Annotated in this window: 17 protein-coding genes and 2 pseudogenes; 15 read left to right on the top strand and 4 right to left on the bottom strand. The window is 49.2% G+C overall.

Annotation, left to right across the window (positions count from 1 at the left end; translation table 11 throughout):
- The first annotated feature begins 132 nt into the window (after nucleotides 1–132).
- Together E6C60_RS13320 and ltrA are read left to right on the top strand one after the other, a co-directional pair.
- On the top strand, nucleotides 133–867 hold the full coding sequence (locus E6C60_RS13320) for a bacteriorhodopsin (protein WP_138226291.1): 735 nt from the start codon (nucleotides 133–135) through the stop codon (nucleotides 865–867).
- A 487-nt stretch (nucleotides 868–1,354) separates the two neighbouring features.
- On the top strand, nucleotides 1,355–2,746 hold the full coding sequence (gene ltrA / locus E6C60_RS13315; RefSeq protein ID WP_138226290.1) for a group II intron reverse transcriptase/maturase: 1,392 nt from the start codon (nucleotides 1,355–1,357) through the stop codon (nucleotides 2,744–2,746).
- A 565-nt stretch (nucleotides 2,747–3,311) separates the two neighbouring features.
- Here the strand turns inward: ltrA and E6C60_RS13310 are convergent.
- Complete coding sequence (locus E6C60_RS13310) at nucleotides 3,312–3,458, bottom strand: helix-turn-helix domain-containing protein (RefSeq protein ID WP_233281007.1); 147 nt, start codon at nucleotides 3,456–3,458, stop codon at nucleotides 3,312–3,314.
- Between E6C60_RS13310 and E6C60_RS13305 the strand changes: the two genes are divergently transcribed.
- Nucleotides 3,459–3,737, top strand: coding sequence for a DUF6809 family protein (locus tag E6C60_RS13305; protein ID WP_456093916.1), 279 nt, complete (start codon nucleotides 3,459–3,461; stop codon nucleotides 3,735–3,737).
- Nucleotides 3,738–3,849: 112 nt separating this feature from the next.
- On the opposite strand, the gene E6C60_RS13300 is transcribed toward E6C60_RS13305, so the two are convergent.
- Nucleotides 3,850–5,262, bottom strand: coding sequence for a chymotrypsin family serine protease (locus E6C60_RS13300; RefSeq protein ID WP_138226288.1), 1,413 nt, complete (start codon nucleotides 5,260–5,262; stop codon nucleotides 3,850–3,852).
- 281 nt (nucleotides 5,263–5,543) lie between these two features.
- Between E6C60_RS13300 and E6C60_RS13295 the strand changes: the two genes are divergently transcribed.
- The 12 genes and pseudogenes from E6C60_RS13295 (at nucleotide 5,544) to E6C60_RS13250 (ending at nucleotide 13,529) form a co-directional block, all read left to right on the top strand.
- Nucleotides 5,544–6,029 carry a hypothetical protein gene (locus E6C60_RS13295; protein WP_138226287.1) on the top strand — a complete coding sequence of 162 codons (486 nt, stop codon included), beginning with the start codon at nucleotides 5,544–5,546 and terminating at the stop codon, nucleotides 6,027–6,029.
- Nucleotides 6,030–6,210: 181 nt separating this feature from the next.
- A pseudogene (locus tag E6C60_RS21355) lies at nucleotides 6,211–6,570 on the top strand (sugar-binding protein); the annotation flags it as partial.
- Between the two features lie 9 nt (nucleotides 6,571–6,579).
- A pseudogene (locus E6C60_RS21350) lies at nucleotides 6,580–6,714 on the top strand (glycoside hydrolase family 130 protein); the annotation flags it as partial.
- Nucleotides 6,715–7,213: 499 nt separating this feature from the next.
- Nucleotides 7,214–7,696, top strand: coding sequence for a DUF6933 domain-containing protein (locus E6C60_RS13285; RefSeq protein WP_138226285.1), 483 nt, complete (start codon nucleotides 7,214–7,216; stop codon nucleotides 7,694–7,696).
- Between the two features lie 81 nt (nucleotides 7,697–7,777).
- A complete protein-coding gene (locus E6C60_RS13280; protein ID WP_138226284.1) occupies nucleotides 7,778–8,029 on the top strand; it encodes a hypothetical protein in 252 nt (83 codons plus the stop codon).
- A 69-nt stretch (nucleotides 8,030–8,098) separates the two neighbouring features.
- Nucleotides 8,099–8,791, top strand: coding sequence for a class I SAM-dependent methyltransferase (locus tag E6C60_RS13275; protein WP_138226283.1), 693 nt, complete (start codon nucleotides 8,099–8,101; stop codon nucleotides 8,789–8,791).
- A 34-nt stretch (nucleotides 8,792–8,825) separates the two neighbouring features.
- Nucleotides 8,826–8,984, top strand: a complete 159-nt coding sequence (locus tag E6C60_RS20975) for a hypothetical protein (protein WP_175415296.1) — start codon at nucleotides 8,826–8,828, stop codon at nucleotides 8,982–8,984.
- The gene (locus E6C60_RS13270) at nucleotides 8,971–9,465 is read left to right on the top strand and encodes a GNAT family N-acetyltransferase (RefSeq protein ID WP_138226282.1); all 495 of its coding nucleotides are present in this window, start codon (nucleotides 8,971–8,973) and stop codon (nucleotides 9,463–9,465) included. The genes E6C60_RS20975 and E6C60_RS13270 overlap by 14 nt, the downstream gene beginning before the upstream one ends.
- Before the next feature lie 71 nt (nucleotides 9,466–9,536).
- Nucleotides 9,537–10,244, top strand: a complete 708-nt coding sequence (locus E6C60_RS13265; RefSeq protein WP_138226281.1) for a DNA alkylation repair protein — start codon at nucleotides 9,537–9,539, stop codon at nucleotides 10,242–10,244.
- 196 nt (nucleotides 10,245–10,440) lie between these two features.
- Nucleotides 10,441–11,982, top strand: coding sequence for a glycine betaine uptake BCCT transporter (locus E6C60_RS13260; RefSeq protein WP_138226280.1), 1,542 nt, complete (start codon nucleotides 10,441–10,443; stop codon nucleotides 11,980–11,982).
- Between the two features lie 145 nt (nucleotides 11,983–12,127).
- Nucleotides 12,128–12,628 (top strand): hypothetical protein, encoded by a 501-nt coding sequence (locus tag E6C60_RS13255; RefSeq protein WP_138226279.1) that lies wholly within the window; start codon nucleotides 12,128–12,130, stop codon nucleotides 12,626–12,628.
- Nucleotides 12,629–12,671: 43 nt separating this feature from the next.
- Nucleotides 12,672–13,529, top strand: coding sequence for an SDR family oxidoreductase (locus E6C60_RS13250; RefSeq protein WP_279591674.1), 858 nt, complete (start codon nucleotides 12,672–12,674; stop codon nucleotides 13,527–13,529).
- A gap of 29 nt (nucleotides 13,530–13,558) precedes the next feature.
- Here the strand turns inward: E6C60_RS13250 and E6C60_RS13245 are convergent, their stop codons facing one another.
- Entirely contained in the window at nucleotides 13,559–14,032 is a 474-nt protein-coding gene (locus E6C60_RS13245; protein ID WP_138226278.1) for a DUF4188 domain-containing protein, read from the bottom strand.
- Between the two features lie 4 nt (nucleotides 14,033–14,036).
- Nucleotides 14,037–14,678, bottom strand: a complete 642-nt coding sequence (locus E6C60_RS13240; protein WP_138226277.1) for a TetR/AcrR family transcriptional regulator — start codon at nucleotides 14,676–14,678, stop codon at nucleotides 14,037–14,039.
- Nucleotides 14,679–14,700: the final 22 nt, after the last annotated feature.

Genomic DNA, 14,700 nt, shown 5'->3' with positions numbered 1-14,700 from the left:
TCTAACTATTTAAGATTATCACAGCTGCCATTATAATGTCAAGCTTTAGTGCGTCTCTTTATTTAGAAACGGAGAGCATGGATTTAAGTCAGACAAGGAAGGACATAATGGTAACAAAAAAGAGGTGAACAAATGCAGTATCCTATTGAACAGCAAATATTATGGGGCTACGCAGCGGTGATGGCAGCAGGTGCCGTTATTTTCGCGGTATGGTCTTTTAACCGCAAGCAGGTTCCACGCTACGAATACCTGATAGCCTTTATCATTCCAGTGTGGTCCGGGGCCGCCTATCTGTCGATGGCTATGGGACAAGGTCACATCGTCAAAGACGGCCATCTGATTTACTTTGCACGGTATCTGGATTGGATCGTCACCACTCCTCTATTGCTGGTTGCCCTTGCCACCACCGCTATGAGCACCGTTCCCAAGGACCGGGTCATCCTGTGGGGCCTTGTCGCTGCAGATGTATTTATGATCCTGACGGGGTTAATTGCAGACCTGTCCCCGCGACCGGAGCAATACGTGTGGTACAGCCTGGGCTGCGCCGCGTTTCTGATCATTATGTATGTCATATGGGTGCATTTGCGCATCATTGCCCGAAGCCAAAACCCGAGTCTATACAAGCATTTTCTCATGACTGCTTCTTATCTGACTGTTCTGTGGTTTGGATACCCTACCCTGTGGATCATTGGGCCTTCAGGCTTCGGATGGACCTCCCAGGTTACAGATACTCTGATGTTCTGCCTGCTGCCCATCTTCTCGAAGGTGGGATTCAGCTTATTAGATCTCAGCGGTTTGAGAAGATTACACGGCAGGCCAGTCGGGAAAAAAGGGAACAGCCGCAAGCAGTCAGCAGCCGTCCGTTAAGCCTTCCTTTTCTTCCGCGCCTTGTCTTTTCAGCGATCTGTACGAGCGAATCAAGGCCGCCCGGGGCGGCCTTATTCGTGGTACGCCCAGCATGGGCGTCATCTCTAGGGTGAAAGTCCCGAACGGGGGCTGGCGAACGCCTACCGTTAGCCAAGAGCAAGGGTGTCTGCTGTGAGGCAGAATCTGAAGGAAGCTGGAGGCAAATGCACGAGCCAAGGTACACGAACTGGATTAGAGGCAAGAGTAGTCGGATGAGTCACCCACACATGACGAAATCCGAAGTCGCCAAGGGCTACGCTTGTAAACTCCAGTGGTTGCGGGCAGAAAGATGACGTTCTTATCTGGGGAGACCTGCGGAATACGCGAAGTTATTTCGTAACCGCGGCTGAGAAGCCGCGCTGAATCCGCAGGAGTCAGCAGAGGCCATAGTACGGGGTACGGGACGCCGGAAACCGGAAGGGCCGAACCGAAAGGAGAGAGGAAACCGATGCGTTCGCATGAAGAGCAAAGACAGCAGAAAATCTCGCAAGAGAGCTCGCGGCAAAGAGAAGCGGTGAAGCCGTCAGGGTATGTCGGAGCGCCGAGTTCTTCGTCGGCACAAGTCGCCCCTTCCTCTCGCGAAGCGAATAACGACTTGTTAGAACGAATGCTCAGAGGAGATAACCTCAGGCTCGCTTACAAGCGAGTGGTACAGAATGGAGGAGCGCCTGGCGTGGACAGCGTAACGGTAGCGAATCTACAAGCTTACCTGAAAACACATTGGGAGACGGTGAAGACCGAGCTCCTTGCGGGAACCTACAGACCCATGCCCGTCAAACGGGTGGAAATCCCCAAACCCGGAGGCGGCGTGAGGCTGCTCGGCATCCCGACCGTGATGGACCGCTTTCTTCAACAAGCCCTGTTGCAAGTGATGAACCCGATCTTCGACGCGGACTTCTCAAGGCATAGCTACGGCTTTCGCCCTGGGAAGCGAGCGCATGACGCGGTAAAGCAAGCCCAACATTACATCCAAGAAGGCTTCCGCTGGGTCGTAGACCTGGACTTAGCGAAGTTTTTTGACCGAGTCAACCACGACATGCTCATGGCAAGGGTGGCAAGGAAAGTGACGGACAAATATGTGTTGAAGCTCATTCGTGCCTACCTAAATGCAGGAGTTATGGCAAATGGCGTGCTCGAGAAAACGGGAGAGGGTACGCCGCAGGGCGGACCATTGAGCCCGCTCTTAGCGAACATTCTGCTGGACGACTTGGACAAAGAGCTATCCGAACGAGGATTGCGATTCGTCCGCTATGCGGACGACTGCAATATATTCGTTGCGAGTAAACGTGCGGGAGAACGCGTCATGGATTCGGTAACACGCTTCGTAGAAGGGAAGCTGAAACTGAAAGTGAATCGAGAGAAAAGCGCGGTAGATCGCCCTTGGAACCGTAAGTTCCTCGGATTCAGTTTCCTGAGGGACAAGAAAGCGACGATTCGATTAGCCCCACAAACCATCTCGCGATTCAAAGAGAAGGTGCGAGAGCTGACGAACCGAACGCGATCGATGTCTATGGAAAACCGGATTATGCAACTAAACCGCTATCTCATCGGCTGGATTGGCTACTTCCGACTAGCCTCAGCAAAAGGTCACTGCGAGAAATTCGACCAGTGGATTCGGCGCAGGTTACGTATGTGTCTCTGGAAGCCATGGAAACGGGTACGTACTCGTATCCGAGAACTCCGGGCACTCGGTGTCCCAGAATGGGCATGTTTTGTCATGGCTAACTCCAGACGCGGAGCGTGGGAAATGTCTCGAAACACAAACAATGCCCTTCCAATTTCCTATTGGGAAGCGAAAGGGCTGAAAAGTTTGCTTTCTCGTTATTTGGAGCTTTGTTAACCTTTTGGAACCGCCGTATGCGGACCCGCATGTACGGTGGTGTGAGAGGACGGAGGCTAGGCGCCTCCTCCTACTCGATTTACCCTCTGTAGCTTGAATACTTTATTTGCGGAACTTGTGCACGTTAAGTGCACCGAGCAGCCCTGTTACGCTAACGGTTGCTAGAGTGCTTATTGCGGCTAATTTGCTGATTACGTAACTCTAACGGTTGTGACAGAGCTTATGTGCCTGATTACGTGCGGTTTGGTCCCCAATAGACTCAATTAGCGTGTCTCACAACCATTAGAATGGAGGCGCTCCCGAAAAGGACTAAATAGCACCTGTGACAACCGTTAGCTTACGGCGCACTTCGAGCGCCCCCCCCACCAGGCCTGATCGGATCCGTTTGCCCCGATATATACTCCGTCCATAAGCCCTTCAATGATGCCCAGGAAGCATTAAGTTACCGACTTGTGCAAGGCGGTAATCGAACCATCAGTATTGAAGAACTGCCTGCGCTGGAACAAGAGTCCCCGTACCCCCTGGAAGAAGAACAGGCGATTGTGCTGAGTCTGAGAAACGGTAATCAGGAGGAGTCTATACTCGAGTCTGTTCTGCCCAGCATGTAATCGATGTTTGTGTCGTAATAATTGGCCAATTGAATTAATAACGCCGTGGGGAAGTCCAGGATTCCGCGTTCATAATCACTGTAGGTTCGTTGATTAATGCCCAAGTGATTGTGGAGAGTTTGTTGGAAATACTGTGTGAGGGTAAGTTGGCACCTAACGAGAAGATTACTGTGAAGGATGCATTATACGAGGAGTTCAGTCAAACCATTTCCGACCGAATGCAGCGTTTACGGGAGAGTCTTGTGCCGGCGGAATTTGCGCAGCTCGAAGAAGTACTGGCGTTGCGGGCAGAGATCGGGGAAATGGAGCTGACGGCCACGTTTATTTTATGCCTTCAGGCTGGGAGCAGGGATCATGAAGGAATTGATCGAAGGCCGTGTTGAACTGCTGCAAGAGAAAGAAACGCATCCGAATGAAGTCCTCATGGCCAGACACAACAAAAAGCCGCAGATCCTGGACACAGGATTCCGCAGCTTTTTTGTCGGGGAATCGAAATTAAGGAGCAATGAGATAAAGTGCAGTAAGGCCTAAGTCAGAATAAGTTGTCCATAACGGCTCGTAAACTTTATAGGTTCCTGCTTTAATACCGCTCTGCAAATCTTGGTGTACTGTTAGCGTTCCTGTATGGGTTCCTGCTAGTTGGAAGGTCCATCCAGAAAGATTATTGTTATAAGCATAATTAGTTAAAACTGTCCCGCCGCTATCTCCTCCTATCGAGGTGTAACCAGAGGCCAGGACTTCGTTATTTTTATAACCGTACCCTTCTGAACCCCACCAAACATCAACATTCGAATATTTGATCGTGCCTGAAGTCGTTGTTCCACTGTTTGCTCCCCTCATGTAGACGGTGTCCCCTACAGTATCGCTTACGTATACACCTGTTACCATAGCCATATTGGTTGAAGTAGGGTACGGTACCCGCGCTCTTGGGGAAATTCCAGAATTTAAAGTAATATATCCGGAATCGGAAGCCGCAGATGAACCGTCACCGGGAGATGTAGTCCTGAATGTGAAATTACCTATCGAACTCGTTGCCCATGTCGGCTGGTACCATGCACTAACCGTGCCTGCTGTTTGGCAATGACCAGAAGTCACCATTACGTCTTGATCAGCAGCATTTACGCCAAAATATCCGTTCGTACATACGCCATAGAACATTTGTGTTGGGTCCGCTGGGTCTTGACGGTAATTGCCACCGATTTTTGTGCCTATTGGAATAGTAGAGCCCCAATGTGTATTATCGGTTTCCGTTTTTAATGCGGAGGCGGGCAAGGTTGTGTAGACAAGCATATCTGACTTTTCAAGGAACAGTGATGAAACGGTTTGCTTCAATTGTGTTTGTGTGCTAGATTTCTCGTCTAAGGCGACAATTAGCTTATTGTTTATCGTATCCGGAATGAGCGCAAGTACCGTTCCAGGTTCGACCGTTCTTTTGATTTTTTCTTTCGCTTCAGTAATATCCGCCCACGAGTATTTGGTTACTTCAAATTTTATTTTATCTCCGTTTTTTGATGATTTTCTTACTAATGCCTTCAAAGATTCCGAATCTTCCGTAATCAGAACGGTTACTGTGCCGATATCGGCATCGTAATAGTGGCCTGAGAAACGGGTGGGGTCACTTTCAATTAGTTCCTTGATGGTCGGTAAGTCTGCTCTCACTCGCTGTTTCTCGGCATACTCGGCAAGCACAATGCTGTTCTTTAATAGTTCTGGAGGAGTAGTCAAATCAATCGGATACGGAATCTCGTTCAATTCATTTTGCTGAGTTACAGCCTGGATTTCGGAGAGTGTCCCGTAAAAAGCCTTTGCTTCAGGATTGGAGCTTCTTTCTGCATGTACAGAAGTGATTGAACTGCAAAGGAGTAAAGCTGCCAGGAAAACAGGGAGTATATACTTTCTTACAAACATTCCTTTCAACATCCTTTCGTATTGAAATGGGGTGATTGGGAAATTTGGCAAAGCGGACGGTAGATAATAACTCCATTCTCCCTTCCTATTAATTTTGCGCTCTGCAACAACTCCCGGATTGTAGCCGGATGCAGATCAAGTTGCAGTTCACTCTCCTATAAAGGGCTACTGAATATATAACGATGATTTAAGGCGAAACCTGACACCTCTTTTTTAAATTCATACCAATTTTTAGTGAAACAAAACCATCTGTCGTGACGTCAATTAGGTTGGAGGTGTTTATGTTGAACAAGCTGATTGTTCTCCTTTTGATGGCCGTAATTTCGTGCCATTCTTCAGGACCGAATGAACCCCTAGCTGCCAAGTCGAGACCCACCCCATCTGCCTCAGAAAATGTTAACAGCGAACCTTTTGCAGCTCAGATCTCTATCCCGAAGCAGGTGAAAGCAAATGAGGAATTTGTAATTTCTGCTGAGTTGAAAAATAAAACTGGACGGGATCTGGAGATTACAACGGGAAGCACGGCATATTACTATGTTATATGGGACAGTGACGGCAAGGTGATCAATTCTTCGATTGCAAGAGAGGATATTGGAGTTGTGCGTCCGATGTCGAAGGGGGATATCATTTCAGAAAAGTCTCAATACCGGATTAAAAAACCGGGCACCTACGAAATTTCGGGGATTGCAGAATTTTCGGTTCAAAACGGAGGAAAGAGTGAGGTCTACAAAATAGAGACGGCTCGAAAGTCGATTCAGGTAAAATAGCGTAAGTGATAGGCGGCCGCGCTGAACTGCTGAAGGAGAATTATTTCATCGGATACATACGTGGCCAGTCACACCTAAAAGCGCCGACACTGCTTTCAAGCATCGGCGCTTCTTTATATGCAAAACATCCGTTTTAGTACGGAAATGAGCTAAAAATATTATTGGGTCAAACGCCGTGGAAATGACGACAGGTCAGTGGATTCAAGGGTCAAGCGGTGCTACTGCAAATGTCAAAACGATGTGGGATGGGCAGTTTTTATATGTTTTCGCCAAAGTAAGCGATACGTTGTTAAGCGATGCCAGCAGCAATCCGTGGGAGGAGGACTCGCTTGAAATATTCATCGATCAGAACCTGGAAAAAACACCTTATTACCAAGCGGATGTCGCACAGTATCGTGTGAATTTCGACAATGTGCAGAGCTATGGGGGCTCAGCTTCTTCAGCGAAGATGACATCCTCTGTCCTTACGGTTGCCGGGTGTTATCACATTGAGGCTGCCAACGATCTGGATGCGATTACAGAGCAGTCAGAGACGTTAATCGGCTTCGATCCAGGAGGCATGATTCTGGAGGATGACGGTGAAGTGAAGATTTACTATGGCGCTTCTGATACTGTGGAGTGTGTGGCTACCGCTGATGTCGATGACTTGGTCAAGCTGTGCCTGGAGCAGTCCGTATTGAAATAGGCAGCTAGTTTTATAGCGAAGCCTGCAGGTCACTATTGTGGCGTGCAGGCTTTGTGCTTGTTGTCGTTGTCGTTGTGAGCATCGTTTACTGCAAGCGTATTGAGTCGTAGTCGTTCGGCACTTGCGCACGTCAGGTGCGCCAAGCAGCGCTGTTACGCTAACGGTTGCTAGAGTGCTTATTGCGGCTAATTTGCTGATTACGTAACTCTAACGGTTGTGACAGAGCTTATGTGCCTGATTACGTGCGGTTGGTCCCCAATAGACTCAATTAGCGTGTCTCACAACCATTAGAATGGGGGCGCTCCCGAAAAGGACTAAATAGCACCTGTGACAACCGTTAGCTTGCGGCGCACCACAAGTGCACCCCGGGCGCACCTCGGGCGCAAGCCCTAGATGGTTTATTCTGTAGTTGCCGCCTATTTTTACAGCTAAACGCTTTCAGATAGGGTATGATAGACAGGAATACTACACCTAGTCAAACCCAAAGGAGCGATAGTCGATGCTGGCATTGAAATGCACTCAAAAGCTGCTTAAAGATATGAAAACAGCCCCGGTGGAGCTAGAGCATACCTATCCATTCTTTAGCTGGCATGCGAATCTATTGCAGCTACAAAAAAAACATATCATTTTTGTCAATGACGCAACCCGGTTGGGCTTCCTCGTTGACGGAATTCGAAGCGGGCAAGTGGCAAAGCTGAAGGAGACATTCGTCACTGGAGTCAAAGAGTATTTACAGCTGGAGGGTGTGAGAAGAGGGCTGGTAGAGCAGTATTTTCTGGAGGCTGGAGAGATCAGCATGGGGAAAACGAATGACCGAAGCGTCCTCGGAACCTTGAATGAAATGAGCTTTTATAGCCAAACTATGAGATTTGATCACACCCATGACCTCAGTGCAATGTTAAACAGCATGATCTATAAACCGATTGATTATGAAGAGCCGATTCAAGTATTTAAAAAAGAAATAATGAACAGGTACTCATAAGCTGTCAAATATGAACTTCATCTAACATAGAACTGCGGCAATTGAAATCAGGTTCATACATAATGAAAGGAGTGTTGCCTAATGGGTAAAAGCAATCCTCAATCAGATTTTCAATCAGAAGCAGAGTCCCAAAAGACATTAATACACTTGCCGGGATCCGGGCGTAATTATGTGATGGGGCCGATGCGTAGTGTGTTTTTTGCCGAAGGTCCTGAAACAAATGACCGCTACTGTGTGTCTGAATGGTGGCTGGATGCTCAAAGTGATGGCCCCGGTCCGCACTGTCATGAAGAGCACGAGGAGCACAACCAGCAGAGCAGGGATAGCCAATGAACCTGGCAGTTGATTAGACCGCTCTATATGATGCTTGATGTTACCATCCAAGGATAGGAGAAATGATACATGGCAAATCATAAAAGTATATACGATAATGAGTCGAACATGTATGAAGACATGATTGCTCGGCAGCCGGATATGTTGGAAATCATCAGGGACATTCGGCCTGTAGAAGGGCTGGACGTGCTGGATCTTGGTGCAGGTACAGGCAGACTGGCCGCGACCATCGCGCCCCGGGCACAATCGGTGGTCTGTACCGATGTATCTTCAGCAATGCTGGAGCGGCTGGACCAGAAACTAAACAATCTGTCTATCCCCAAAAACTGGAGCACGTGCGTAGCCGATCATCGCGAGCTTCCGTTAGCTGATGCCTCTGTAGACCTGGTCGTTTCCGGGTGGAGCATCTGCTATTTGACTCACTCCGGCATTGAGGACGGTCCGAAACAGTTAGAGCGGATTCTGCAAGAGATTGAGCGAGTGTTAAAACCGCAGGGCACCGTGATAATTATTGAAACGCTGGGCACAGGCACCACCACACCTGCTCCACCCGATTTCCTGGAGTCCTATTTTTCCTTACTAGAGAAGCACTACGAATTCTCACACCGCTGGATCCGTATGGATTACAGCTATGATCACCCGCAGCAGGCTGTGGAGATGATGACTTTCTTTTTCGGAGATGAGCTCGCAGCCCGGATCAAAGAGCATCAATGGTCGACCGTTCCAGAATGTGCAGGCATTTGGTACAAGCATTATAAATAGTCTGAGATACATCTCGTAAGAGAGGATGAGAGAAATGAATTTTATTGTCATTGTTCTAATCATTGCCTTCGCCGGAGTAATTAGCAATCAGTACTCGGGACTCCAGCAGATGAGAAAGCTGCAGAGTTCGTTAGATTCGATCAACCGGAAGCTGGACAGGATCACGAAGGAGAAGCTTCATGATAACGATTAGAAGTGCAGAGATCGAAGACATTTCACAGATTCAGCGAATTGCCCGAGAGGCTTGGCTGCATACGTATAAAGAGCTTTACTCTCCAAGCTTTATCGATCATTTCCTGCGCCATGCTTACGCTGAAGACAGTCTGAGGAGATCTCTGGAGAAGGACAAGCAGCAGGAGCTTCCTGGATTTCTGGTGGCGGAATTGGATCACCAGCTTGCCGGCTTTGCACAGCGAAGGCAGCTTCAGGAGGGAGAGCATGAAATCCTGAGAATGTATGTGCTGCCCCGGTATCATCAGCGTGGGATTGGCCGGGCATTCCTGAGACAGTATACTCATGATCTGAAGTCAGGCGTGCTGATTGCCTGGGTGGCGAAAGAGAATCGTATAGCTATCCCTTTTTATGAAAAATCCGGCTTCTATGCTGCGGAGGAGAAACATGAAGTGCTGGAAGGTCAAAGCAAAACACAAGTTAAATATGTGCTTAAGCTTTGAGAAGGCTCAGCCGCACGTTCAGATTAGTATTCTGGAGTGGGTGAATCACACAAGCAAGGAGGGTGGAAGCGATGGAGCGATCCACGGTCATGCAGGAGCTGTCGTCTCTTGGCAAAGAACGTACCCGAAATATCTATTTGTCCCAAGGCGCTCGCGAGCCGCTGTTCGGGGTGGCAACAGGTGCCATGAAGCCGCTGGCCAAACAAATCAAAATCAATCAGTCCCTGGCTGACGAGCTGTACGCTACAGGTAATTACGATGCGATGTATTTCGCTGGCATCATTGCTGATCCTGCTGTCATGACAGAAGCGGATTTTGAGACCTGGATAGAAGGAGCGTATTTTTATATGCTGTCGGATTATGTTGTTGCCGTCACGCTCGCCGAATCTGAGCGGGCTCAAACGGTCGCTGACCGCTGGATCCAGAGCGGAGAAGAATTGAAAATGTCTGCAGGCTGGAGCTGTTACTGCTGGCTGATGGGCAACCGTCCTGATGATGCCTTTGACCGGCTCAAGCTGGCAGGTCTGCTTCAGCAGGCTCAGGATTTCATCCACAGCTCGCCGGAGAGAACCAAAGCGGCAATGAACAATTTCATTTATACAGCAGGAATTTCGTATGTGCCGCTGCATGCGGAGGCTGTAGAAACAGCCCGGCAGGTGGGCGTCGTAGAGGTCAAACGTGGCAATTCCAAGACAAGCCGTCTTGATGCATATCACAGTATTCAGAAGGAGGTTGAAAAAGGCAGGCTGGGCTTTAAACGCAAATACGTCCGTTGTTAGCTGATGAGCTATGGAGATTTTTCAGACAGTGCCGGAGGGGATCATAGTCGGTGCTGTTTTTATTTGCTAAAAAGATGGTATAATATATAGCTGGTTAACAACCCCGACTGTGTCTTATTTTTTCAAAAAGGGTGAATAAGAGCATGAGCCCTGTACATACTGTGAACACGGACAGCGGGAAGAACGGAGGACAGCTATGGTACTTACCATCACGATTATTATTGCAGTGCTGTTTGCATTGTGGGGAGCCATTGCTCCCGACCAGCTAGCTAGCGTAGCCGATCGGGCATACGGGTTCTCGATTCAGAACTTCGGCTGGTTTTATTTGATTGCCACCTTGTTTTTTCTCGTATTTGCATTGTATCTGGCGTTCAGCCGCTTCGGCAATATCAGGCTGGGCGACGATGACGACGAACCGGAATATTCCACGTTGTCCTGGCTATCCATGCTATTTAGCGCCGGGATGGGAATCGGGCTCGTATTCTGGGGCGTGGCTGAGCCCCTGTCTCATTATCTGGCTCCGCCGGAGGGCGCGGTTGGAGGGACGGTAGAGGCCGCCCGTTTAGCGATGAGATATTCCTTTTTCCACTGGGGTCTGCATCCGTGGGCCATTTATGCAGTCATTGCGCTCGCGCTGGCTTACTTTCAGTTCCGCAAGAATTATAAGGGTCTGGTCAGCTCCACGTTTATTCCTCTTCTGGGGGAGCGTGTCGTCAACGGCTGGGTCGGCAAAGCGATCGATATTCTCGCCGTTCTGGCTACCGTGTTTGGAGTTGCGACCTCGCTGGGTCTGGGCGCACTGCAAATTAACGGCGGCCTGAATCATCTATTCGGAGTGGCCGATTCCACGCGGAATCAGGTGATCATCATTCTGATCGTAACGGTGCTGTTCCTGATCTCTGCGAGTACAGGCCTGAACAAGGGGATCAAGATTTTGAGTAACACCAATCTGGTCATTGCTGTGCTGCTCATGCTGTTTGTATGGATCGCGGGACCGACTGCGTTTATCTTCGACACCTTCACGACGACGCTCGGAAATTATGTCCAGAATATCATTGTCATGAGCCTGAGGCTGACCCCCTTCTCGCAGGGAGCCTGGGTCGGGATGTGGACGCTCTTCTACTGGGCATGGTGGATCGCCTGGGCACCCTTTGTGGGCACCTTTATTGCCAGAGTATCCAAAGGCCGCACGATTAAGGAGTTTGTTATTTATGTGATGCTGGTGCCAAGTGCCTTCGGCTTCATCTGGTTCTCGGTGTTTGGCGGAACCGGACTGCATCAGGAATTGTTCGATCTTGGGAACGTTGCCCAAGCCGTGAAAGAAAACACGACCACTGCTTTGTTCATTACACTGGAGCATCTGCCCCTCGGTGCAGTCATTGCCTTTATCGCAACGCTGCTCATCATGACCTTCTTCATTACCTCGGCAGATTCCGCGACCTTTGTGCTTGGAATGCTGACCTCGGACGGAACCTTGAATCCGACGCTGAAGGTAAAAATGACCTGGGGCATCCTGCAGTCCTTCATTGCGATCGTGCTGCTGCTAAGCGGCGGGCTAAGCGGTCTGCAGACCGCCTCTATTGTGGCCGCGCTTCCGTTTGCGCTCGTCTTGATCGGGATGTGCTTCTCCCTCCTGCGAGCCCTGCAAATGGAGGACAAGGAGCGGAGGCGTAAAGAGAAGCGTATACAGCAGAAGCTGCGCCGGATGATGGAAGCAGAAGAGAACGGACAAGCCTAATAGAGCATCAAGAGATCATTCGATGGGAAGAAGCCTGAGCTTGCTTGGCTTATCTTCCCTGGAATGGTCTTTTTTTGTATATCATGACAAAGTGGGTTAGAATTTAGGATGATTCCTATCATAGCTTCAGGGGGAGTGAACATGCATGTTCAACACACGACCCAAAAAGATAGTCTGGGCACTTCTGGCAGTGTTCCTGGTGATTGTTAGTTTAAGCTTTTATGAATACGTAACTATGAAGGTGTTTCAGCCTAATGCCAAACAATTCGACCAAGCGCTATTGACCGCTGTAGATCAAGGAGATACGTTCAACATGTCCGAGCTTGTTGCATTGGAGTGGGATACACTGTATGTCTTTCCTCCATATACGTCCAAGCAGCAGATGGAGGAGCTTGTGGGCACTTCATGGACAACCTCTTCCTATCTGGGCTATTATGTTGTGGATAAGAGCTCCTTGGGACAACATCCGCTTGATGATGAATCCTTCAATAACTTGGTGCTTGTACAGAAGGGGAACGTAGTGCTGGATCGGACGTTTACCCGAAGAGAGGTGGATTTGACGCATTTACCTTCCAGAATTTCTCGAGAATATGCGCGCTTCGAGGTGCAGGACCGGGTATTGAAGCAGGCAGACATTGAATCATGATAGGACTGGCTAGATACACATCTAACATAAGGGAGTGAGATGCTTGCAAAAAATCGCGATCATTACAGGCGCCAATTCAGGTATGGGCTTGGCGTCGTCGGTAGAGCTGGCAAGGAAGGGCGTTAAAGTAATTATGGCATGCCGCAGTCTGGAGAGGGGACAATCCGCGCTGAAAGAAGCGAAGGAGCGAAGCGGATCGAATGATCTGGAGCTGATGCTGTGTGATCTGGCGGATCTGAACAGCATCCGCGCTTTTGCTGCGCAGTTCCAGGAGAAATATCACGTGCTGGATGTGCTGCTCAATAATGCTGGCGTAGTAATGACCCGCCGGAAGGAAACGGCTCAAGGATTCGAGATGGATCTTGGGGTGAACCACCTAGGGCATTTTCTGTTGACGCATTTGCTCCTGAAATCGCTGCTGGCAGCAGAGCAGGGGCGGGTGGTTACAGTAGCCTCGGGTGCATATAAGGCGGGGAACATCCGTTTTGACGATCCATTTATGACCCGAAGATATCATCCAATCAAGGCGTATGCCCAATCCAAGCTGGCGAATGTTTTATTCACCAAAGAGCTGGCCGACCGACTGCAGGGCAGCCGGGTGACCGCGAATTGCGTTCACCCCGGCGCCGTAGCGACACAGATGGGGGTCAATCGTGAAACGGGATTCGGAAAGACTGTGATGAAGCTGTTGAAGCCTTTTTTTCTCACGGCAGAGCAGGGAGCAGAAACGGCAATGTATCTCTCGCTCGCTCCCGAGCTTAGAGAGGTGTCAGGACAATATTTCTACCAGAAGAAACCTCAGCAGCTGATATCCAAAGCCAGAAACAAGCAGGATGCGGTGCGTTTGTGGGAATGGAGCTGTGAACAGGTTGGCGTGGAATACGAGCTGCCGAGAGTGTGAGGCATTCCTGCAGCAGGGGGATGAGCAGGCTATGTCCGCTTCAGGCGCTGTCTGGCAGAATCCTTATTCGGAGTCATCGGCTCATGGCTGCCCGCTCTTGCCAGCCCGTATACAGGCATGTTACTATACATCGTTTCGTAGGAGCCATTGTCCACAAGATACGTTTCATGGTAGATGCCGACCGTATCACTGGCTCCTACCTTAAGGTTGAAATTTCTCCATGCCTTGAGATGAGATGCACCGTTCCGGGCATAATGCTCCAGCTGTTCGAACGACCGCCAATACTGAACAAGCATCACTTCCCGCCAAGACATGTAATAAGACGCGTGCAGGAAGCCGAGGCTTTTATTGCGGTACAGCTCCTGTAGCATGGGGCTCATTGCAAGTGTAACGGGCAGCCACTTATGAATAGCCCATGCTTTGTTAATCCGCACTCCAATAATAAAAACCACAAAAGGGCCTTCAATCTGTGCTGTAAACCGTCCGGGATAAATGGTTCCCATATTCTCACTCCTCTGATGAATGTTCGAGAAGCCGGAGATGAATTTCGTAGAAGCCGATAACATCTGCGGAAGCATACTGCTGAGCGGTCAAATAAGACCCATAAAATATAGTGAAAAGAATCTTGACCGCATCTTCTGCCGATACATCCTGCCTTAGAGTACCTTCTTCTTGAGCCTCGTTCATGCTGCGCAGAAAGAACCGGTACAGATCCGGTGTTGCACTTCCAATTTCTTCATTGCCGGGAAACAACAGCTTGATCTCAGCCTGACTTAATTCCTGCAAGTGAGGATGCATCTTCATTTCTGCCAGAAAAGAAATCAAGCTCGGCAAAATACCCGGCATGTGATGGGACTGCTCGGCGACCTTCTGCAGAAGATAGCGGATGGAAGCGAAGCCGCGTCTATGATCCCGCTGGATCTCAATGATACGTCCGGTCAGCCAAACACGCATGAAATAGACAAGCACGTCTTCTTTTTTAGGGTAAAATTTAAAAAACGTAACTCGTGACACTTCTGCCTTTCTGCAAATATCCTCCACCATCACCTCGTGAAACATTTTGTCTTCCATCAACGACAGACTAGCCTCATACAATGCAATCTTCGTACGGGCCTTCTTGATTTCTCTTAACGACGTATCTGTAAGCATCTGGGATGACCACCTCTTTTAG

Source organism: Paenibacillus algicola (assembly GCF_005577435.1).
Taxonomy (GTDB): domain Bacteria; phylum Bacillota; class Bacilli; order Paenibacillales; family Paenibacillaceae; genus Paenibacillus_AQ; species Paenibacillus_AQ algicola.
The sequence above is the reverse complement of the archived record's forward strand: the minus strand, read 5'-3'. Positions and strand labels throughout refer to the sequence as shown.